This window comes from Promicromonospora umidemergens, assembly GCF_024171995.1.
In the GTDB taxonomy this organism is placed as follows: Bacteria; Actinomycetota; Actinomycetes; order Actinomycetales; family Cellulomonadaceae; genus Promicromonospora; species Promicromonospora umidemergens.
This window is the reverse complement of record NZ_JAMTCT010000001.1, coordinates 547,565-568,935: the sequence shown is the minus strand read 5'-3', so window position 1 is coordinate 568,935 and position 21,371 is coordinate 547,565. Positions and strand designations below refer to the sequence as shown.

The window sequence follows — 21,371 nt, the reverse complement described above, 5'->3', positions numbered from 1 at the left end:
CCAGACGGGTCAGCTGCGGAGCATCTCCGCCACCTGGAACGCCAGCTCCAGCGACTGCTGGTGGTTCAGGCGCGGGTCCACGAGGGTCTCGTAGCGCAGGGCGAGGCCCGCGTCGGAGATCTCCTCAGCTCCGCCCAGCACCTCGGTGACGTCGTCGCCCGTGAGCTCCATGTGCAGCCCGCCCGGCACGGTGCCCAGCGCCTTGTGCACCTCGAAGAACCCGGCGACCTCGTCGAGCACGTCCGTCAGGCGACGGGTCTTGTACCCGCTGTCCGAGGTGATGGTGTTGCCGTGCATCGGGTCCGTCACCCACGTGACGTTCGCGCCGGACCAGGTCACCGCCTCGACGATGCTCGGCAGCACGTCCCGGACGCGACCGGCGCCCATGCGGGTGATGAACGTGAGCCGGCCGGGGACGTTGTCCGGGTTGAGCCGCTCGGTGAGCGCTAGTGCGTCGTGCGGCGTCGTTCCCGGGCCGAGCTTCACGCCGATCGGGTTGGCGATGCGGGACATGAAGTCGACGTGGGCGCCGTCGAGCTGGCGTGTGCGCTCCCCTATCCACAGGAAGTGCGCGCTGGTGTCGTAGGCCCGTCCCGTGCGCTGGTCGGTACGGGTCAGCGCACGCTCGTAGTCGAGCACCAGGGCCTCGTGGCTCAGGAAGAACTCGACGGAGCGCAGCGCGTCGAAGTCGGCTCCGCACGCGTGCATGAACCGGATGGCGCGGTCGATCTCGTCCGCCGTCTTCTCGTACCGGGCGTAGGCGGGGTTGCGCATGAAGCCCCGGTTCCACTCGTGTACCTGACGCAGGTCGGCGAAGCCGCCCTGCGTGAAGGCCCGCACCACGTTCGCCGTGGCCGCCGATATGCGGTAGGCCTGCTCGAGCCGCTCCGGGTCGGGCATACGGTCGGCCGACGTGAAGGGGAACCCGTTGATCATGTCGCCGCGGTATGTGGGCAGCGTGACGCCGTCACGCGTCTCCGTGTCGCTGGAGCGCGGCTTGGCGTACTGGCCGGCCATGCGGCCCATCTTGACGACCGGCGTGCTCGCGCCGTGCGTGAGCACGACGGCCATCTGCAGGATGGTGCGGACCTTGTTGCGGATGCGGTCGGCGTTCGCCTCGGCGAACGTCTCCGCGCAGTCCCCGCCCTGGAGCAGGAACGCCTCGCCCCGGCCGGCGGCGGCGAGCCGCTCGGTCAGGGTGTCGGCCTGTGCGGGCACCACGATGGGCGCGGCCTGGGCCAGGCGGCCTGTCGCAGCCGCCAGCGCGGCCGGGTCCGGCCACGTCGGCTGCTGGCGCGCCGTGAGCGTGCGGTAGTGGTCGAGACCCGCCGGGTCCGCCGACCGTTCGGCCGGACCTGTCTCGGCCGAATCTGTGACAGTGCTCATCGGATCGCCGCTCGTGGTGCCCGCACCGTGCTCAGTGCTCCGCGGGGGCGGCCGGCACGAGCGGCTGGCCGATGTCCGCGAGGATCTGCCCGAACCACTCCTGCGAGACGTCGAACGCCTTGCCGCCGGCGATCCGCGGGAACGCGATGGCCTTGAGCCGGTCGCCGTCCTCCTCGTCGTGGCCGATGACGCCGGACTCGCCACGCAGCGCGCACTCCACCGCGTAGTCGGTCATCGACTTGATGAGGCGCAGGTCGTCGCTGTTCGCGGCCGCGGCGCGCGAGTAGTAGCCAGACTTCTGCACCATCGTCTTCTCGGCGCCCAGCTTCTCGGCGAACTGCTTCGCGAACCACTGGCCAGGGTTGATCGTGTCGAGCTTGACGTGGCCGAAGGGGTCGCGCTCCACGGTCTCGCCCGCTGCCTCGAGCTGGGCCACGATCTCGTGCATGCCCGCACCCTCCGACAGGAAGATGTTGACGTTGCCGATCTCGTCCATGACGCCACGCAGGCGCTTGGCCTCACCCTCGAGGTCGATCTCCAGCTCCGGCAGGAACACCGCGTGCACGTCCCAGCGCTCGCGCGACAGGCCGAGGGCCGGTGCCCACTCCTGCTCGTCGAGCCACTCGCGGTACTTGCCGGCCGTCGCGGCGGTCAGCCAGCCGCAGTGGCGGCCCATGACCTCGTGCACGATCAGCATGCGCGGACCCACGCGGTTCTCACCGATGATGTTGGCCGCGAACTTCGCGCCCTCCTCTGCGGCGGTCCACGCGCCCAGCGACTGCTTGATCGGCACCACGTCGTTGTCGATGGTCTTCGGCAGACCCACGACGGTGAGCTCGTAGCCGTTGTCGTGCAGGTAGGCGGCGAGGTCGGCAGCCGTCGTGTTGGTGTCGTCACCACCGATGGTGTGCAGCACGTCCACACCGTCGGCCTTGAGCTGCTCCGCGGCGACGTGCAGCGGGTCCTGGCCCTCCTTGACGAGACCGCGCTTGACCGCGTCCTTGACGTTGGTCAGCTTCACGCGCGAGTTGCCGATCGGCGAGCCGCCGAAGCGGTGCAGGGCCGGAGCCTGCTTGCGGGCCTCCTCGTCGATCTCGATCTTGTTGCCCGTCAGCAGGCCGTGGTAGCCGTGCAGGTAGGCAATGATCTCGATCTCGGGGTCGAGCTCGGTGTAACGCTCGATCAGGCCGCCAACCGAGGACGACAGGCAGGGCGCGAAACCGCCGGCGGTCAGCAGGGCCACACGACGAACAGCCATCTTCAGGCGCACCTCTCATCGGGAAAAGTTCACGGGCACCACAGCCGGCGATCGCCCGCGCGGCACCCTTCGTCGTCATCCTACTGACGGCCGGGCACCGCGCCTGGCACGTCCGGTGAATGAGCACCGGGTGGTCAGGGGGGTCAGAGGTGGTCAGAGGTGGTCAGGGCCCGCAACGCACCGCTTACGCGCCGAACCGCAAGCTACGCGTCGTCCCGGCGGCGGCGCTGGGGGCCGAACCGCAAGCTACGCGTCGTCCCGCCTTCGCAAGGGCGACGCACCGGCGCCCAACCGCAAGCTGCGCGTCGACCCGGCCGCGCACCAGCGCCCAACCGCAAGCTGCGCGTCCACCTAGGGCTCGATCCGAAGGTTGCTGGTCACAACACGCACTGATCGACGCGCAGCGTGCGGTTGGGCCGCGTGAACGACGCCCAACTTGCGGTTCGACACCCGCCGACAGCAAGAACGACGCCCAGCTTGCGGTTCGACGGTAGTCGAAACCCGCCGACAGCAGAGCGACAACAACGTGCGGTTCGACGGCGGGCGCGGCGCGGCCCTGCCAGAAGTTGCTGCTCGACTCGGGCCCGCAGCGCGTGAGAGACTCCCTGGGAGCCTCCCGGTGCCTAGCGGCCCGGGAGGCTTTCTGTTATGACGATCCTTCCCGGCGCCCGGCCGCCACGACTCACCATTCGCCCGACGACGCCTGCCGACCGCCTCGTCCTGGAGCGGCTCTGGCTCCTGTTCCGGCACGACCTGTCAGAGGTGTCCGGCGCGCTCCCCGACCCGAGCGGCCAGTTCCGGCGCGAGCGGCTCGACGCCGCGTTCACCGAACCCGGGTGGCGCGGCCTGGTCGCACACCTCGAGCCGGCTGACGGCGGCCCGGCGTCGCCCGTCGGGTTCGCACTCGTGCGCGGGCTCGACGGCCCGGGCCGGGTGCTCAGCTCGTTCTTCGTGGTGCGGGGCGCCCGGCGAGCCGGCATCGGGCGCCGGCTCGCCGCGCACGTGCTCGCGAGCTTCCCTGGCCGCTGGGAGATCGCGTTCCAGGACACCAACCCGCCGGCCGTGCGGTTCTGGCGAGAGGTTGCGGCCGCCGCCGTCGGGCAGGAGTGGGACGAGGAGCACCGCGCCGTGCCTGGTCGCCCGGACCTGCCGCCGGACACCTGGATCTCCTTCACCAACCTGCAGGCCCGGTACACCTAGACGGCCGCCGGCACGAGATCGGTCGGTTGCTTCGAGATCGGTCCGCCGTTGGACCGATCTCGAGACAACCGACCGAAGTCACGCGTCGTGGCACCGACCGCAGCTCAGCCGATCAGGTGCAGACTCTCCTTGTTCTTGTCCGAGTACAGACGCTCGACGTCGGCGTCGAAGTCCTTGAGGAACACCGCGCGCTTCACGCTCTGCTTCGGCGTGAGGTACCCGTTCTCGATGGTCAGGTCGCCCGGCAGCACCGTGTACTTGCGGATCGACTCCGCCGTGGAGACCGCCTTGTTGGCGCGCTGCACGGCGGAGTCCAGCGCGGCGAGGACGTCGGGGTCCTTGCGCGCCTCGTCCACGGACAGCGCCGGCTTGCCGTGCATCTTCAGCCAGCCAGGCAGGCCCTCCGCGTCGAGCGTGACGAGCGCACCGATGAACGGCTTGTTGTCCCCGACCACCACACACTGGCTGACCAGTGCGTGCGCCCGGATGCGGTCCTCGAGGTTCGAGGGCGCCACGTTCTTGCCACCCGCGGTGACGATGATCTCCTTCTTGCGACCGGTGATCGTGAGGAACCCGTCGTCGTCCAGCACCCCGAGGTCGCCGGTGCGGAACCAGCCGTCCTCGGTGAACGACTCCGCCGTCGCCGCCTCGTTCTTGTGGTACGCCCGGAACATGTGGTGTCCCTTGAGCAAGATCTCCGAGTCGGCGGCGATCTTGACGCCACAGCCCGGCAGCTGCGGGCCGACCGAGCCGATCTTCGTCGCCGACGGGCGGTTCACGCTGGTCGGCGCCGTGGACTCGGTGAGCCCGTAGCCCTCGAGCACCTTGAGGCCCAGACCGCGGTAGAAGTGGCCGAGGCGCTCGCCGAGCGGTCCGCCACCCGACACCGCGAAGTCCGCCTGGCCGCCCAGCTTGGCGCGCAGCTTGGAGAACACCAGCGCGCTGGCGACCTTGTGCTGCAGCTTCAGGCTCAGGCTCGGGCCCGACGGCGTGTCCAGCGCTCGCGACCAGGCGATACCGGTCGCCGTGGCCCAGTGGAAGATCTTCGCCTTGCCGCCGGCAGCGGCCGTCTGCTCCGCGGTGTTGTACACCTTCTCGAACACGCGCGGCACGGCGAGGATGAACGTCGGCTTGAACTCACCGAGGCCGTTGACCAGCGTCGACGTATCGGGCCAGTGCCCCGTGACCACGCCACCGGCTACGGCGAGCACGTGGATGTAGCGCGCGAACACGTGGGACATCGGGATGAACAGGAGGGTGCGTCCACCGTCCTTGGCGAACACCTCCGGCACCGCCTCGACGGCGTTCACGGCGAGCGAGGCGAAGTTGCGGTGGGTGAGCTCGGCGCCCTTGGGCCTGCCGGTGGTCCCCGAGGTGTAGATGATCGTGGCGAGGTCGTCCAGGTCGGCGATGGCCCGGCGACGGGCGATCTCCGCGTCCGGCACGTCGGCGCCCTGTGCCGCCACCGTGTCCAGCGCGCCGTCGTCGATGACGAGCACGTCGGACAGGATCGGACAGGCGTCGCGCACCTCTGCGACCGTGGCGGCGTTGCCTGCGGTCTCGGTGAAGATGAGCTTCACCTCGGCGTCGGACGCGATCCACTCGACCTGCTCGGCCGCGGAGGTCTCGTAGATCGGGACGGGCACAGCGCCCGCGGCCCAGACCGCGAAGTCCAGCACGGCCCACTCGTACCGGGTGCGGCACATGATGCCGACCCGGTCTCCCGGCTCGATCCCGCGGGCCACGAGGCCCTTCGCCACAGCGACCACCTGGGCGTCGAACTGGCCGGCCGTGACGACTCGCCAAGGCTCGCCCTCACCGCCGGGTACCTCCATCATCGGCTTGTCGGCACCAGCGCCGACCCGCTCCGCGAGCACATCGTTAAGGTTGGAGGTGGGGGGCAGCTCGATAAGGATCGGGCTGAAGATCTCGTCCATTCTGACTCCAGTGGCAGTACTGACCGTGCCTGCAAAGATACCGGGAAACGGACGCCGTGTGTTGCGTCTCGCGCTGTCGCTACCCTGGGTGTGCGCACCGCTTCGGTGCAGCCCCCTTCTCGACGGCCCAGCAGGTCGTCGCGCAACGAGAGAACGTGAGGACGAATGCACGCCATCGGGGTGGACATCGGCGGCACCAAGATCGCTGTGGGAGTCGTCGACGAGGAGGGCAAGATCCTCGCCCAGGTGCGCCGGGACACGGACGCGGACGACGTCGCGAACATCGACCGGGCCATCGCTGACGCGTGCAACGAGCTCGTCAAGGAGCACGAGGTGAGCGCGATCGGCCTCGCCGCCGCTGGCTTCGTGAGCCCGGACCGGACATCCGTGAACTTCGCCCCGAACATCGCCTGGCGGGAGTATCCGCTGGCGGCGAAGGTCGCGGAGCTCGTGGACGCGGACCTGCCCATCATGGTGGAGAACGACGCGAACGCAGCCGGCTGGGCCGAGTTCCGCTTCGGCGCAGGCCGCGAAGCCACCGACATGCTCATGCTCACGGTCGGCACCGGTCTCGGCGGCGCCGTGATCTCCGAACGGGAGCTCGTGCGCGGCAAGTGGGGCATGGCAGCGGAGGTCGGGCACATGCGAGTCGTGCCCGATGGCCACTACTGCGGCTGCGGCCACGAAGGGTGCTGGGAGCAGTACGCGTCGGGCAGCGCTCTCGAGCGCGACGCCCAGCACGCCGCCGTAGCGCGCGTGAACCAGGCCACCCGGCTGCTGGAGCTAGCGGGCGGCGACCCGGCCGCGATCGAGGGCAAGATGGTCACGGAGGCCGCTCAGGAGGGCGACGCGCTCGCGATAGAGCTGCTCGCGACGCTCGGCCGCTGGATCGGCGAGGGATCGGCGTCGGTGGCGGCCCTGCTCGACCCGGAGCTCATCGTCATCGGCGGCGGCGTCGGCGCGGCCGGTGAGCTGCTGCTCGGCCCCGTACGGCGGGGCTTCGAGGCGCAGCTGTCCGCCATGGGCCACCGGCCCGTCGCGAAGATCGAGCTGGCCGAGCACGGCAACGAGGCAGGCATCGTGGGCGCTGCGGACCTCGCCCGCCGCTGAACCTCGCCGCTCAGGTCACCGCACAAGTCAGAAGCTCAGGTCACCTTCGGTGGCCTGAGCTTCTGACACTCTTACCTCAGATGCGTCACACGACGGCGCCGGGGCCGTCGTCGTCAGGGTCTCGTTGGTGGGGCATGCGCCAGATCAGCACGCCGAGGCCCGCCACGAACAGGCCGACGCCGATCTGCCCGATCAGCGGCGGGATAGCCACCGACGGCATCGCCGCCGACACGACCATCCCGACAAGGGCCAGCGTCGGCACGCCCACGACAAAGCTCCAGGCCATCGTGAGCAACGGGTCGCGAGACAGCAGCGAGGGCGGCACCGGCGGCGTGAAGTGGGACTCCGCCTCCTCGAGCGCCTCGGACTCCGGCGACAGCGGCCAGTCGCGCGGGCCGGCAGGCAGGATCACGCGCGGCCCCGTCGTGTGCTCGCCGTCAGCAGGGTCGGTGGCGCGCGCGTCGGCACCGTCGTCGGCAGGGTCGTCGGTGCGGTCGTCGATGCGGTCGTCGGCACGGTCGTCGGCGCCGCTCTCGTCATCGGGCCGCGAAGTCTGAGAGGATTCGGCGGGCTTCTCCGGGTCGGCGGCCGCGCCGTCGGCCCGCGAGACGTCCATGTCGCCGAGTGTGGCGACGATGTCGGCCCAGCGTGAGGCCACGTCGTCGTCGCCCAGCTCGCGTGGGGTGTCGCCGGGCACGTCGTCGTCTCGGTCGTCGGTGTTCGATGCGGCCATGGGCACACTCTATTGTCGTCAGGGGACCCGCGGGGTCGGGTCTTGAGGAGGAATTTTGTTCTACTGGGTGATGCGGAACCTCTTGGTCGGCCCGCTGCTGCGCCTCGCGTACCAGCCGTGGGTCGTCGGCGCCAAGAACGTTCCGCGAACAGGCCCGGCGATCATGGCCAGCAACCACCTGGCGGTGATCGACTCGTTCATCCTGCCGCTCCTGATCCCGCGCCGGGTGACCTTCCTCGCCAAGTCCGACTACTTCACGGGCAAGGGCGTCAAGGGCAAGATCGTGGCCTGGTTCATGACGGGCATCGGCATGATCCCTGTGGACCGCTCTGGCGGCGCCGCGAGCGAGGCCGCTCTGCGCACGGGGCTGCGTGTGCTGCGCGAGGGCAACCTGTTCGGCATCTACCCGGAGGGCACCCGCAGCCCCGACGGCCGCCTCTACAAGGCGAAGACCGGCGTGGCCAGGATGGCGCTGGAGTCGGGCGCCCCGGTCATCCCGGTCGCCATGGTCGACACCGACGTCGCCCAGCCGCCCGGGCGCGGCCTGCCCACGTTCATGCCGCTCGGCGCGGTGATCGGCGAGCCGCTCGACTTCAGCCGGTACAAGGGCATGGAGACCGACAAGTTCGTGCTGCGCGCCGTCGCCGACGAGATCGAGTACGCGATCCTCGCGCTGTCCGGCCAGGAGTACGTCGACGCTTACGCCGCCAGCGCGAAGGAGCGTGCGGCGCGCGGTGAGCCCCCGGTCCCCGCCTCCGATGAGGGGCCCGGCGGGCTGCCGCTGCCGGAGGTCGAGAAGCCGCAGCGCCCGCGGCGCTGACCCGGGCAGCCGTCAGGCGCTCAGGCGACCGGAGCGAGCCGAGCGTCTGACCCGCCCGGGCGTCGGTGTCCGCGCATAGCATCGTCGCAGAAGGGCCTTCCGCACCTCCTACGAAGGAGCAGACCGTTGACCTCCACCGCCGTCGACCTCGCCGCACGCCTGGGCCGCACCGTCCTGTACCAGATCTATCCGCAGTCCTTCGCCGACGCGGACGGCGACGGGATCGGTGATCTCGCCGGCATCTCCGGACGCCTCGACTACCTCGCCTGGCTCGGCGTGGACGCGATCTGGATCAGCCCGTGCTTCGTCTCGCCGTTCGCCGACGCCGGGTACGACGTCGCGGACTTCTTCCAGGTCGCGCCCCGGTACGGCACGAACGACGACCTGGCCCGGCTCACCGAGGAGGCCGGACGCCGCGGGATCTCCGTGCTGCTCGACCTCGTGGCGGGCCACACCTCGGACCAGCACCCGTGGTTCCGCGCGTCCGCCGACGACCCAGAAGACCACCGGTTCATCTGGAGCGACGTGCCGGTCCACGGCTTCGAACCGGGCCACGGCACGCGCGGCGGGTTCTACCTGCCGAACTTCTTCCCGGTCCAGCCCGCGCTGAACTACGGCTACGCGCGCCTCGACCCGGCCGAGCCGTGGCGCCAGCCGGTCGACGCTCCGGGCCCGCAGGCCAACCGCGAGGCGCTGCGCGAGATCATGGGGCACTGGTTCGACCTCGGGGTCGCCGGCTTCCGCGTCGACATGGCGTCGTCGCTCGTCAAGGACGACCCGGGGCACGTGGAGACGGGCAAGCTGTGGCGCGAGATGCGCTCGTGGCTGGACGACGCCTATCCCGGGCGGGTGCTGGTCAGCGAGTGGGGCAACCCGCGGGTGTCCGTCCCGGCCGGTTTCCACGCGGACTTCTTCCTCCAGTTCGGGGGCGACGACAACGGGCTCCCGATGCGATCCCTGTGGAACAACAGCGCCGGCACCGTGAACCCGGCCTGGGCCGAGGTACCGGCCTGGGCCGCCTCCGACGCGCGCGGTGACGCGGAGACGTTCGCCCGTGCCTGGCGCGAGGCGGCAGAGGCGATCGCGACCGCCGGCCGGGGCGGGGTCGTGGGTCTGCCGACCTCGAACCACGACTTCACCCGGCTGGTCGCGGGCGAGCGGGACGCCGAGCAGGCACGCGTCGGGCACGTGCTCACGCTGACGTGGCCCGCCATGCCGTCCATCTACTACGGGGACGAGATCGGCATGCGGTACGTGCCGGATACACCGACGCTGGAGGGCTCCCGCCTGAGCGCGACATACGATCGGTCGGGCTCACGCACCCCCATGCAGTGGGGCGACCTCCCCGACGGCACGCTGGGTCCTGGCAGTCCTGCCACCTCCACGTACCTGCCGCAGGACCCTGACCCGGGCCGCCCGACGGTCGCCGGCCAGCTCGGCGACGAGGACTCGCTGCTGCACCTCGTGCGCGAGCTCATCGCGCTTCGGCACGGCGACCACCGCCTCGACGTCGAGTCGCCCGTCGAGGTGCTCGCCACGGCCTACCCCATGGCGTATCTCCGGGGCGGGACGCTCGCAGTCGTGCTGAACCCGGGCCGCGCGGAGGTGCGGCTGCCGCTCGACGGCGCGGCGAACGCCCTGGAGCTTTTCGCCAGGAGGTGCCGCGTCGAGAAGGGCGAGGGCGGCCCCGACGTCGTGCACCTTGCCGGTCACGGCTATGCCGTGCTCGACCTGGCCGTCGAGCGAGACCGCTCCACCATTCGCGACGTTGATGTCGATGAGCTCGTATGAACTTCCTCCTCGCCGCTACCGCGCTCAAGCACGGGCTGACCGTCGCCACCCGCAACGAGAAGGACTTCGCAGACACCGGCGTCGCTGTCTTCAACCCGTTCTCGTAGCACCCGCCGCGGCCGGGTAGCACCCGCGTGACGGGTTAACCTTGGCCGCGTGGAACTGATCCGTAAGGGCAAGGTTCGCGAGGTCTACGCGGACGGCGACGATGTGATTCTGGTGGCTTCCGACCGCGTGTCGGTGTACGACGTGGTGCTGCCGACGCCGGTACCCGACAAGGGCGCGATCCTCACGCAGATCTCGCTCTGGTGGTTCCGGCAGTTCGCCGACCTGGTACCCAACCATGTGATCAGCGAGGACGTCCCCGCCGAGTGGCAGGGCCGCGCGGTGCGCTGCAAGCGCCTGGAGATCGTCCCGGTCGAGTGCATAGTGCGCGGCTATCTCGCGGGCGGGGGCCTGGAGAGCTACCGTGCCTCGGGCAGCGTCTCCGGCGTCGCCTTCCCGCCCGGCCTGGTGGAGGCCGACCGGCTCCCGCGACCTGTCTTCACGCCGTCGACCAAGGCGGACGAGGGCCACGACGAGTACATCTCCGTCGAGGAGATCGCCAAGGACCTGGGCGAGGAGACGACGAACCGGCTGCGCGACCTGTCGCTGGAGATCTACGACCGTGGCGCCGAGATCGCCCGCGAGCGCGGCGTCCTGATCGCGGACACGAAGTTCGAGTTCGGGACCGACACCGACGGCGTGCTGACACTGGCCGACGAGGTGCTCACCCCGGACTCCTCGCGCTTCTGGAAGGCGAGCGAGTACGAGCCCGGCCGCGGGCAGTGGTCCTACGACAAGCAGTTCGTCCGCGACTGGTCGTCCACGCTGACCGACTGGGACCGCACCTACCCCGGCCCGGCGATTCCTGCCGAGGTCGTCAAGGAGACCCGCGCCCGCTACATCGAGATCTACGAGCAGCTGACGGGCGAGACCTGGACCTGATCCGTCGGGCGGGCGGGCGTGTCAGTGGTGGCGGCTAGCGTGCTCGGCGTGAGCACCACCGCGTCCGCCTACCAGGCCACCTTTCAGGAGCTCGGCACCCCGCTGCGGGACGTGACCTTCGTGGTGGTGGATCTGGAGACCACCGGGACGAACGCCAAAGAGGGCGGCATCACCGAGATAGGGGCCGTGAAGGTGCGCGGCGGCGAGGTGCTGGGCGAGTTCCAGTCGCTCGTGAACCCGGGGCAGCCCGTGCCGGCATTCATCGCGCGGCTGACCGGCATCACCAACGCCATGGTGGCCACCGCTCCGGACATCGCGCTGGTGCTGCCGAGCTTCCTGGAGTTCGCGCGCGACACGGTGCTGGTGGCGCACAACGCGCCGTTCGACGTCGGGTTCCTCAAGGCCATGTGCGCCCGGCTCGACTACGAGTGGCCAGGTTTCGACGTCGTCGACACGGTGCCGCTCGCCCGGCGCCTGGTCACGCGCGACGAGGCGCCCAACCACAAGCTGTCCACGCTCGCCCGCCTGTTCCACGCGAGCGTCTCCCCCGACCACCGGGCGCTGGCGGACGCGCGCGCGACCGTCGACGTGCTGCACGCCCTCTTCGACCGCCTGGCCCCCATGGGCATCACGCACCTCGAGGACCTGGCGACGGCCGCTGACCCGGTGCCGCCAGAGGTGCGTCGCAAGCGGCACCTCGCCGACGACCTGCCCGACGCACCAGGGGTCTACCTGTTCCGAGGTCCGGGCGACGAGGTCCTGTACGTCGGCACGTCCGTCAACATCCGCAAGCGTGTGCGCTCGTACTTCACCGCCGCCGAGAAACGGAAGCGGATCACGGAGATGGTGCGCATCGCCGAGCGGGTCACGCCGGTCGCGTGCGCCACCCCGCTGGAGGCGCAGGTGCGCGAGCTGCGGCTCATCACAGAGCACGCCCCGCGCTACAACCGGCGCTCGAAGTTCCCGGAACGGCACTCCTGGGTGCGACTCACCGACGAGGCCTACCCTCGGCTCTCGGTCGTGGGCGGCGTGGTCGCGGGCGCCGCGCACATCGGCCCGTTCGTGTCCCGGCGCACGGCACAGGAGGCCGTTCATGCCCTGCACGACGCCCTCGACCTCCGCCAGTGCACCGCGCGCATACCTCTGGTCTCCAAGAACCCGGGCAGCCCGTGCGCCCTGGCCGGCATGGGGCGCTGCTCCGCCCCGTGCATGGCGACGCAGGCTCCCGACACCTCCTACGCGCAGGTGGCCGACGCCGCCCACCGCGCGCTGACCGGTGACCCCGGCCCGGTGGTGCGGGCGCTCTCCGACCGCATCGCGACGCTCGCTCACCAGGAACGGTACGAGGAGGCGGGCGAGGTCACACGGCGCCTGCGCGCCTTCGTCTCGGGTGCGCACCGAGCGCAGAAGCTGGCGCCGCTCGCGGCATGCGCTGAGCTGGTCGCCGCACGGCCGTCGGGCATCGGCGACGCCCCGGGCAAGCCCGGGGGCTGGGAGGTCGTCGTGATCAAGCACGGTCGGCTGGCCGCTACCGACGTCTCCGCGCCAGGTGCGAATCCCCTCCCCCTGGTGTCCGCGCTGCGCACCACGGCGGAGCACGTCGAGCCTCCGGTCCCGCCGGCGCCCGCCGCGCACCCGGAGGAGACCGACCTGCTGATCGCGTGGCTCGACTCCCCCGGCGTCCGGCTGGTGCACCTCAGCGACACGTGGGCGTGCCCGGTGCGCGCGGCGGGGGCGCATGCGGACCTGGCGTGGGCGTCGGACCGGGTGCGGGTGGAGATGGCGGTGTCGTGACGTGCTACCGCCGAGGAGATCTGACGTTGCTGTCACGCGTGGGGTGTACCACCATGAGCGGTACACCCCCGGATGCTTCGGCTACCGGTTAGAAGGCCCTCGCATCGCGGGGGCCTTCGGAATGTCGAGGTGCGCCGCGATACGCAGATAGGTGACCAGCCGAGCCCGAATCGCCGACAAGTCCACACCGTCCGGATGAGCCGTGTGGGCGGTCACTCGGACGCGTTCTCCCAAGGGCGCCTTCTCGATCAGCTCTGCATACGGCACCGCGAGCGCTCGCGACAGGGCCAAGAGCTCGGAGGCCTTGGGCTCCTGCTGTCCACTCACGATGCGGCTGACGGCCGAATGGCCGAGGCCCGTCTCGTTCGCGAGTGCATCCTCACTCAGTCCGGCATTCCCCGCCAGCCTCGCGATTCGCTCGCCGAGCATTGATGATTCCATCGTGAACAACCACCTCCCGACTACGAAGTCTGGCTGCCGCGGCTGATATCCGCACCACGCCTTCCTTCACGCCGCCCGCCGGAACACCTCGTCCATGTGCCATTCCAGCGCGACCGGGTCCGGCCGGTCCGCGCGCCGCTCCGGCACCAGCAGCTCCGCGCCGGCCCGCCCGTAGTACCAGTCGCCATTACCCGTGTCCTGACGAAGCCGCGGGCTGACCTGCAGTCGGTAGCCCGCATCGAGCCCGAGGTAGCCCGCGTCGTACAAGGCGTGCACGTCGGAGCGCAGCAACAGCCCGTTGTCCACCCGGTTCTGGCCCGCCGCTGCCACGGGCCGGATGTGCGCCGCCTCCAGCGCCGCCGAGATCCGGTTACCCGTTACCGCGCAGGTGCGGTCGTAGGCAACGGTCACCGCGGCGCGAAACTGCCGCTGCCCTGCACGCACCTGCACGAGCCCAGGCTGCTCCCGGAACACCGGCCCGCGGATCACGGTCGGGAGCCCGGCGTCACCGGGCATGCGCAGGCCGCCGCTGGACTCCAGGAGCCGCCACAGCGCGTCCTCCACGTACGAGCCCGCCGCACGGGGGTACGACTTGCCCCGCACGATGTTCCCCGCGAAGTCCGACGGCGCGGCGAGTGACGCCTCGTCGTCCGCGAAGAACACGCCGCCCAGGATGATGCAGCCGATGCGCGGGTCTTCTCCGGGGCCGACCGGGTTCGCGGAGCGGGTCCGGAAGCGGACGATCGCGTCGCGCAGGGCATCGACCGAGGCGACGCCGTTGCCCTCCCCGAAGAACCGCCACGCCTCGGAGACGGTCAGTATCCGGTACTCCATCAGGAAACCGCCACCCACCAGGCGGTTGGCCGGGTAGTGCGTCTTGAACAGGAACGGGTCGCCCCGGCCGATCGCCTTGAACGACGCCGACGGCGTGGGTAGCCAGAAGTTGACCTCCGCGAGGTCGGGGCGAGCGTGAAGGAATGCGGCCCAGGCATTGTCGGTGACGCCGACGTAGGCTCGCTCCCCTGGTCCGGTCACGTCAGGAGATCCGCGCGCTCGGCCGAACCTGGGGCGGCAACGGATGCTGCCCGACGGCGTTCGCGACCTCGCTGTCGATCCCCGGCCAGAGCCGCTCCCCGATCACGCGGTACTCCGCCTGCGGCACTCCCTGCGGGAGCAGCACCGTCACGGGAACAGCGAGCGCCTGGGCGATCTCCACCAGCTTGCGGATCGACGGGTTCCCGTCCGAGCCCTCGCCCGAGCTCCGGGACCGCTCGATGTTCTGCAAGTGCGATCGGGAGAGTCCCACCACGTTCGCCAGCTCTGTCTGCGAGACCTTCCGGAGTCGTCGGACCGCTGCGACACGCCGCCCGATCTCCTCGGCGTAGGCCGACCAGTCCAGGTCCAGGTGGGTTTCCGACACGAGAACCCACGCTCACCGTTGCGGATACGCAACGCTGCCCAACATGTAGGGCTCTTCACGAGCGCCGTGCCGGGGCTCGATTCACCCGCCCGCACGGCTCTTCACCCGGCCGCGCGACCGGGGCGGCCAGGCCGAGGTCGACAGGCCCAATATATTGAGCCTGTGACATCTCCGGGGAACCGCCGCAAGCTCATCGAGGTCTCGATCCCGCTGGAGGAGATCAACGCAGAATCGGCCCGGGAGAAGTCGATCCGGCACGGCCATCCCTCGACGCTCCACCTGTGGTGGGCCCGACGGCCGCTCGCCGCGGCCCGCGCGGTCCTCTTCGCACAGCTCGTGGACGACCCCTCCTCGGACCCCGACCTCTCCGAGGACGAGGTCAAGGTCGAGCGGGAGCGCCTGCACGACATCATTCGGCGGCTCGTGAAGTGGGAGAACATCTCCGACGAGCGCCTCTACGCCGAAGCCCGCGCGGAGATCATGCGGTCCACCGGTGGCAACCCGCCCGCGATCCTCGACCCGTTCGCCGGCGGCGGCACCATCCCCCTGGAGGCCCAGCGCCTCGGGCTGGAGGCCCACGCGAGCGACCTCAACCCCGTCGCCGTCCTCATCAACAAGGCGCTCATCGAGATCCCGCCGAAGTTCGCCGGGCGTCCGCCTGTGTTCCCCGGCGCCGCCGACACCAAGATGGGCGACTGGCCCCGCGCCACCGGCCTCGCCGAGGACGTCCGCCGCTACGGCGCCTGGATGCGGGACCGCGCACAGGAGCGCATCGGACACCTCTACCCGCAGGCCGACGTCCCCGTCCTCGGCAAGGACCGCGAGCCCACCGGCAAGACTGAGAAGGCCACGGTCATCGCCTGGATCTGGGCGCGGACGGTGACGTGCCCCAACCCGGCGTGCGGAATCCAGATGCCGCTCGTGCGGTCCTGGTGGCTCGGTAAGAAGAAGGGCAAGGAGGCCTACGTCGTCCCCACGGTGGTCGACGACGCCACGGTCGCCTCGGGCAGGCGGGTCGCCTTCTCGATCGGTCACGACCCGAAGAGGGCGCCGACGAAGGACGACGACGGGACGATGTCTGGTCAACGGGGTGGGCACTGCCTTGCATGTGAAACATTCATCTCGGCCGCGGTGGCACACAGGCAGACGGATGTCCCCAACGAGGACAAACCAGACTCAGCACTTGTCGCTGTAGTAGCCGAAGGCAAACGCCGACGCATATATCTTGAGCCGACGGCTGAGCATCTTGAAGCGGCGCGCTCTGCTCGTCTAGCTGGTCTCGCGATCCGCGCAGACGACACGGCACTCGCGCCAGGAGCGCGAGGAACGTTCGGGGGAAACGCACAAGGACGCAGATGGGGCTTCTTCGCCTTCTCGGACTACTTCACGGATCGGCAACTCACCGCACTGACCACGTTCAGCGACCTCGTAGCCGAGGCTCGCGAGCAGGTCCTGAAGGACGCCCACGACGCCGGCCAGCCGGAAGGCATCCGTCTCGCCGACGGCGGCACGGAAGCGGAGGCCTACGCCGACGCGGTCGCCACGTACCTCAGTCAGGCTGTCAGTCGGCTTTCATCGACCAACTCATTGCTGTGCCGTTGGAACTCCGCCCCGTCGAAGGAGAGTGTGTCGGATACCTTTGCTCGGCAGGCGTTGCCGATGGTCTGGGACTACGCAGAAGGCAATGCGTTCTGCAAGGGGCCTTGTGACCTTGGGTGGAGCGCTGGTTGGGTCGCAAAGGCCATCGACGCGCTGCCTTCCGAGAGAGTGGGCTCAGCCCACCAGGCCGACGCGTCAACCCGCGACTACACCAACGTGATCGTCTCCACCGACCCGCCCTATTACGACAACATCGGCTACAGCGACCTGAGCGACTTCTTCTATGTCTGGCTCCGTCGCTCCCTGCGCCCGGTCCACCCCGCGCTGTTCAGCACGATGCTCGTCCCCAAAGCGGAGGAACTGGTCGCCAACTCCTACCGCCACGGCGGTAAAAGCGCAGCCGAGAAGTTCTTCGAGACCGGCTTCGCGCACGTCTTCGGCCGGGCACGCCAGGCCGCGAGCGCCGACTACCCCATCACCGTCTTCTACGCCTTCAAGCAGGCGGAGCTCGAGAAGGAGGGCGTGGTCAGCACCGGCTGGTCCACGTTCCTGGAGGGCATGATCCGCGAGGGCTGGACCATCACCGCAACGTGGCCGGTCCGCTCCGAACGCGGGGGGCGCATGATCTCGGTGGGCACCAACGCCCTCGCCTCCTCCATCGTCTTGTCCCTCCGTCCCCGCCCGGCCGACGCGCCGCCGTCGTCCCGCCGGGCATTCCTCGCCGCGCTGCAGCAGGAGCTCCCCGCTGCCCTGGTCGACGTCCGCCAGGGCGGCGTCGCCCCGGTGGACCTCGCGCAGGCCGCGATCGGTCCAGGCATGGCGATCTACTCGCGGCACTCGGCGGTGCTGGAGCCGGACGGCTCCCGCATGCCGGTCAAGACAGCGCTCGCCCTGATCAACCAGGTGCTGGACGAGGTGCAGTCCGAGGCGGAGGGCGAGCTCGACTCGGACAGCCGCTTCGCCCTGGCCTGGTTCTCCCAGTACGGCTGGGCCACCGCGGCCTACGGCGAGGCGGTGGTGCTGGCCAGGGCCATGAACACCTCGGTAGAGGGACTGGCCGAGGGCGGCATCCTGCGGAGCGTGGCGGGCAAGGTGAACCTCGTCCGACCGTCGGACCTGCCCGGACTCTGGGATCCCACCGCCGACGTGCGGATCTCCGTGTGGGAGGCCACCTGCCACCTGGCCCGCATCCTGTCCGACGAGCACGGCGGCCTCGATGCCGCCGCACCCGTGTTCGCGGCAGCGAGCACGCGAGTCGACCCGGAGGCTGTCCAAGCCCTCGCCTACCGCCTGTACACGCTGGCCGACTCCAAGGGCAGCCCAGAAGCACGCGTCTTCAACGCGCTGGGTGGCTCGTGGGCCGAGCTCACGAGCCTCGCCCGCGAGGCGGCACCCGCTCCCGGCCAGGGTGCGTTCGACTTCAACGGTGACGAGGACAACTGATGGCACGCAGCAACCGCGAGTACGTCGGCCGCGCCCTGGAGGTCCTCGCCGGTGCGCTCGACCCGTTCATCGAGCGCACCGTCGCACCCCACCTGCCGCCCGGTCATGCGGGCACCCTGGACTGGACCTCCCTGCTCGCGGCGAAGGACGCCACGAACGGCAAGGCCGGGCAGAGCTACGACCGCGCCGACCCGCAGCTCCAGTTCCGCATCATCACCGAGCCCATGGGTAGCCTCGGCTACGTCTTCAACGGCGTGCTGTCACGCACCGAGCAGGGACTGGCGGGCGAGCTGCGTGCCACCCGCAACGACTGGGCGCACAACAAGGCGTTCACGTCCGAGCAGACCCGGCGCGCCCTGGACACCACAGAGCTGCTGCTGCGCGCCATCGGCGACGTGCGCAAGGCGGACGAGGTCAAGGCGATGCGGCTCGAGGTGCAGCGGGCCGAGTACGAACGAGACACCAAGAAGTCGGTCAAGGCTGCGGTGGTCACCGGCACCGCGGACGCCGACCTGCCGTCGTGGCGCGACGTACTGCCACCGCACAAGGACGTGGCCGAGGGCCGCTTCGCCAGCTCGGAGTTCGCCGCCGACCTGTTCGGCGTCGCCTTCCCCGACCATCCGGGCGCGACCCCCGTCGACGCCGAGTACGCCGACCCCGTCGAGTTCTTCCGTCGTACCTACCTGACCGACGGTCTGCGCGAGCTGCTGCGCCGGTCGACCATGCGCATCGGCGGGGACACGAACGCGGACGCCGTCATCAACCTGCAGACCACATTCGGCGGCGGCAAGACCCACTCCATGCTCGCCGTGTGGCACCTGTTCTCCGGCCGCGCTCTCACGGACTTCCCCCAGGAGGTCCAGGACGTGCTCTCCGGAGGTGACCCGTCCGCCGTCGGGCAGGCTCTCGGCCGCGAGGTGCAGCGGGTCGCGATCGTGGGGAACGAGATCGCGCCCGGACAACCGGACACCAAGCCCGACGGGACCGTGGTGCGCACCCTGTGGGGCGAGCTCGCGTGGCAGCTCGGCGGATCCGAGGGGTACGCGCACGTGGCCGAGGCCGACCGCACGGGCACCAACCCTGGAGCCTCGCTCCGAACGCTCCTCGCCGCGTACTCGCCGGCGGTGGTCCTCATCGACGAGTGGGTCGCCTACGCGCGGCAGCTCAACCGGCGGGACGACCTTCCCGCAGGCGACTTCGAGACCCAGTTCACGTTCGCACAGACCCTTACCGAAGCGGCCAAGTCCGTTCCGGGCGCGCTCCTGCTCGTCTCGGTACCTGCCAGCGATCGGCTGCTCACCGGTGACGAGGAGGCCGGCGCCTCGGATCTCGAGGTCGGCGGCGAGTTCGGCCGGGCGGCCCTGGCGCGGCTGGACAACGTGATCCGGCGTGTCGCCTACCAGTGGGCGCCGGCATCGAAGGACGAGTCGTACGAGATCGTGCGGCGCCGCTTGTTCGAGCCCGTCGACGACGAGCGCAGCCGGCTGATCGGCGTCACCGCCCGAAAGTTCACCGACTTCTACAAGAAGCACACCGGCGAGTTCCCCACCGAGGCCGCGACGGCAGCGTACGAGGCACGGATGCGCGCGTCGTACCCGATCCACCCCGAGCTGCTCGACCGGCTCTACGCCGAGTGGTCCACGCTGGAGAAGTTCCAGCGCACGCGCGGCGTGCTGCGCCTCATGAGCGCAGTGGTGCACCAGCTCTGGGTCGCCCGCGACCCGGCCCCGCTGATCCTGCCGGGCTCCGTCCCCCTGGGCTCGAGCGAGATCCGGCGCGAGGTCGTGCAGTACCTGTCCCCCGCCTGGGACGCGATCATGCAGTCCGACATCGACTCCGACGGTGACGGCGCCACACCCGTGGCCCGTGCGGTGGACGGGGAGCGCTCGCTGCTCGGCGACCGCTCGGTGACCGTCCGCACGGCGCGCGCGGTGTTCGTCCAGTCCGCTCCCACCACCGGCTCCCAGGTCAAGGGCGTCGAGCGCAAGCGGCTCCTGCTGGGCATGGCCCAGCCCGGGGACGTGGTCGGCAACGTCAGCTCGGCCCTCCAGGCTCTTGCCGACCGGTCCTCGCACTTCTACGTCGGCGACTACCGCTACTGGTACGACACCCAGAAGTCGCTCAACCGGGAGGCCGCCGAGCGTGCCCGGCACCTGCCCGTGGAGCGCGTCTGGGAAGAGGTCGTCCGTCGGCTCAAGGCCCAGGCGCCCCGGGCCACCGTCGAGCTCGCCGGCGTGGTGGTCGCCCCGGAGTCCAGCGCGGACGTACCCGACGACGACGCGGTGCGCCTGGTCCTGGTCCACCCGCGGTTCCGGCACACGGCCAAGGACCTCGGCAGCCCGGCGGCCGCCTTCGCGCTGGACGTGCTCCGCAACCGAGGCACCGCCCCGCGGTCGCTGCCCAACACCGTGGTGCTGCTCGCCGCCGACACCCGACGCTGGGACGAGCTGGAGTCGACGGTGCGCTCCTTCCTCGCCTGGTCGTCCGTGCTCGGAGAGAAGGTGTCGCTCGACCTCACCCAGGCCGCTGCCGCCCAAGCAGAGAAGACGGTCAGCCTCACCGACCAGACGGTGACCGATCAGATCGCCGGTACCTGGGTCTGGGGCCTGCACGCCGTGCAGCCTGTCGCCTCCGAGCCGCTGCGGGTCAGCCAGGTGCGGTGCGACGGCGGGGAGAAGCGGCTCGCCACCCGCGCCGGCACCCGCTTCGTCAAGGAGGACCAGCTGCGGGTGACCACCACGCCCAAGATGATCTGGCTCGACCTCGGGGAGCACCTGCGCGCACGGTGGAACACCGGGCACCTGAGCGTCGGCGAGCTGTGGGGCTACTACAGCAAGTACCCCTACCTGCCGAGGCTGCGGGATCGGTCCGTCCTGGTCTCGGCAGTGTCCGACGCGCTGTTCGACGCGGCCTTCGCCGGCCAGGGCTTCGCGCTCGCCGAGGGATACGACCACGCGACGGGCCTCTTCACCGGTCTTGCCGTTCCCCTGGAGGACACGGAGTTCGGCCCGGTGACCGACTCCACCCTGCTGGTCCGCCCGGACCTGGCCGTGGCCCAGCGGCAGCGCGAACGCGAGGCGGCCGCCCAAGCGAGTACGACCAGCGAGACCAGGACCGGGGCCACCGCCGATCCTGGTGCAGGTGGTGCCTCAGCCTCGAAGCCGGCGCCGGTCGGCGGACCCCCACCGCTGGCATCGACGCCGACTCCACGCGTCCCGAACGCCCGGTACCGCGCCCGCGTCGACGTCGATGCCGACGCCGACCTCGGCGCGAAGTTCAGGGACTTGGTCGACGAGCTGCTGCTGCACCTGCAGCAGGCCCGGCCCGACGTCCTGGAGCTGACACTGGAGGTCACCGCCGAGAAGGCTGAGGGCTTCGACGCGAGCACGGTGCGTACGGTGCGAGAGAACGGCCGGCAGCTCGGCGTCGAGTCCGAGTTCCGGGAGGGCTGA

Annotated in this window: 15 protein-coding genes; 8 read left to right on the top strand and 7 right to left on the bottom strand. The window is 70.4% G+C overall.

Annotated elements, in window-relative coordinates; translation table 11 throughout:
• Window positions 1–9: 9 nt before the first annotated feature.
• Together APR04_RS02670 and APR04_RS02665 are read right to left on the bottom strand one after the other, a co-directional pair.
• Window positions 10–1,386, bottom strand: a complete 1,377-nt coding sequence (locus APR04_RS02670) for a class II 3-deoxy-7-phosphoheptulonate synthase (protein WP_253867674.1) — start codon at window positions 1,384–1,386, stop codon at window positions 10–12.
• A 31-nt stretch (window positions 1,387–1,417) separates the two neighbouring features.
• Window positions 1,418–2,644 carry a pyrophosphate--fructose-6-phosphate 1-phosphotransferase gene (locus APR04_RS02665; RefSeq protein WP_253867672.1) on the bottom strand — a complete coding sequence of 409 codons (1,227 nt, stop codon included), beginning with the start codon at window positions 2,642–2,644 and terminating at the stop codon, window positions 1,418–1,420.
• Between the two features lie 648 nt (window positions 2,645–3,292).
• Here APR04_RS02665 and APR04_RS02660 point away from each other — a divergent pair.
• Window positions 3,293–3,844, top strand: coding sequence for a GNAT family N-acetyltransferase (locus APR04_RS02660; protein ID WP_253867670.1), 552 nt, complete (start codon window positions 3,293–3,295; stop codon window positions 3,842–3,844).
• Between the two features lie 104 nt (window positions 3,845–3,948).
• Here the strand turns inward: APR04_RS02660 and APR04_RS02655 are convergent, their stop codons facing one another.
• The gene (locus tag APR04_RS02655; RefSeq protein WP_253867669.1) at window positions 3,949–5,781 is read right to left on the bottom strand and encodes an AMP-dependent synthetase/ligase; all 1,833 of its coding nucleotides are present in this window, start codon (window positions 5,779–5,781) and stop codon (window positions 3,949–3,951) included.
• Window positions 5,782–5,946: 165 nt separating this feature from the next.
• On the opposite strand from APR04_RS02655, the gene APR04_RS02650 reads away from it, so the two are divergent.
• The gene (locus tag APR04_RS02650; protein WP_253867667.1) at window positions 5,947–6,891 is read left to right on the top strand and encodes an ROK family glucokinase; all 945 of its coding nucleotides are present in this window, start codon (window positions 5,947–5,949) and stop codon (window positions 6,889–6,891) included.
• A gap of 85 nt (window positions 6,892–6,976) precedes the next feature.
• Here the strand turns inward: APR04_RS02650 and APR04_RS02645 are convergent, their stop codons facing one another.
• Window positions 6,977–7,624 (bottom strand): hypothetical protein, encoded by a 648-nt coding sequence (locus APR04_RS02645; RefSeq protein WP_253867664.1) that lies wholly within the window; start codon window positions 7,622–7,624, stop codon window positions 6,977–6,979.
• Between the two features lie 55 nt (window positions 7,625–7,679).
• On the opposite strand from APR04_RS02645, the gene APR04_RS02640 reads away from it, so the two are divergent.
• The 4 genes from APR04_RS02640 to APR04_RS02625 all read left to right on the top strand — a co-directional run bounded on the left by APR04_RS02640 (window position 7,680) and on the right by APR04_RS02625 (window position 13,016).
• Entirely contained in the window at window positions 7,680–8,444 is a 765-nt protein-coding gene (locus APR04_RS02640; RefSeq protein WP_253867662.1) for a lysophospholipid acyltransferase family protein, read from the top strand.
• Window positions 8,445–8,570: 126 nt separating this feature from the next.
• The gene (locus tag APR04_RS02635; protein ID WP_253867660.1) at window positions 8,571–10,235 is read left to right on the top strand and encodes an alpha-amylase family glycosyl hydrolase; all 1,665 of its coding nucleotides are present in this window, start codon (window positions 8,571–8,573) and stop codon (window positions 10,233–10,235) included.
• Window positions 10,236–10,391: 156 nt separating this feature from the next.
• Window positions 10,392–11,222 (top strand): phosphoribosylaminoimidazolesuccinocarboxamide synthase, encoded by an 831-nt coding sequence (locus tag APR04_RS02630; RefSeq protein WP_253867657.1) that lies wholly within the window; start codon window positions 10,392–10,394, stop codon window positions 11,220–11,222.
• A 48-nt stretch (window positions 11,223–11,270) separates the two neighbouring features.
• Entirely contained in the window at window positions 11,271–13,016 is a 1,746-nt protein-coding gene (locus tag APR04_RS02625) for a DEDD exonuclease domain-containing protein (protein ID WP_372496056.1), read from the top strand.
• A gap of 81 nt (window positions 13,017–13,097) precedes the next feature.
• On the opposite strand, the gene APR04_RS02620 is transcribed toward APR04_RS02625, so the two are convergent.
• The 3 genes from APR04_RS02620 to APR04_RS02610 all read right to left on the bottom strand — a co-directional run bounded on the left by APR04_RS02620 (window position 13,098) and on the right by APR04_RS02610 (window position 14,877).
• A complete protein-coding gene (locus APR04_RS02620) occupies window positions 13,098–13,457 on the bottom strand; it encodes a helix-turn-helix domain-containing protein (protein ID WP_253867654.1) in 360 nt (119 codons plus the stop codon).
• Window positions 13,458–13,523: 66 nt separating this feature from the next.
• Complete coding sequence (locus tag APR04_RS30885; protein ID WP_253867651.1) at window positions 13,524–14,492, bottom strand: HNH endonuclease; 969 nt, start codon at window positions 14,490–14,492, stop codon at window positions 13,524–13,526.
• 1 nt (window position 14,493) lies between these two features.
• Complete coding sequence (locus APR04_RS02610) at window positions 14,494–14,877, bottom strand: helix-turn-helix domain-containing protein (RefSeq protein ID WP_253867650.1); 384 nt, start codon at window positions 14,875–14,877, stop codon at window positions 14,494–14,496.
• Between the two features lie 162 nt (window positions 14,878–15,039).
• Here APR04_RS02610 and APR04_RS02605 point away from each other — a divergent pair, with 162 nt between their 5' ends.
• On the top strand, window positions 15,040–17,919 hold the full coding sequence (locus APR04_RS02605; protein ID WP_253867648.1) for a DUF1156 domain-containing protein: 2,880 nt from the start codon (window positions 15,040–15,042) through the stop codon (window positions 17,917–17,919).
• Window positions 17,919–21,371 (top strand): DUF499 family protein, encoded by a 3,453-nt coding sequence (locus APR04_RS02600; protein WP_253867645.1) that lies wholly within the window; start codon window positions 17,919–17,921, stop codon window positions 21,369–21,371. Before APR04_RS02605 ends, APR04_RS02600 begins: the two co-directional genes overlap by 1 nt.

Coding starts and splice junctions, on each gene's coding strand:
- APR04_RS02655 (WP_253867669.1), bottom strand. CDS start 5,781: ATGGACGAGATCTTCAGCCCGATCCTTATCGAGCTGCCCCCCACCTCC.
- APR04_RS02670 (WP_253867674.1), bottom strand. CDS start 1,386: ATGAGCACTGTCACAGATTCGGCCGAGACAGGTCCGGCCGAACGGTCG.
- APR04_RS02650 (WP_253867667.1), top strand. CDS start 5,947: ATGCACGCCATCGGGGTGGACATCGGCGGCACCAAGATCGCTGTGGGA.
- APR04_RS02660 (WP_253867670.1), top strand. CDS start 3,293: ATGACGATCCTTCCCGGCGCCCGGCCGCCACGACTCACCATTCGCCCG.
- APR04_RS02645 (WP_253867664.1), bottom strand. CDS start 7,624: ATGGCCGCATCGAACACCGACGACCGAGACGACGACGTGCCCGGCGAC.
- APR04_RS02600 (WP_253867645.1), top strand. CDS start 17,919: ATGGCACGCAGCAACCGCGAGTACGTCGGCCGCGCCCTGGAGGTCCTC.
- APR04_RS02620 (WP_253867654.1), bottom strand. CDS start 13,457: ATGGAATCATCAATGCTCGGCGAGCGAATCGCGAGGCTGGCGGGGAAT.
- APR04_RS02665 (WP_253867672.1), bottom strand. CDS start 2,644: ATGGCTGTTCGTCGTGTGGCCCTGCTGACCGCCGGCGGTTTCGCGCCC.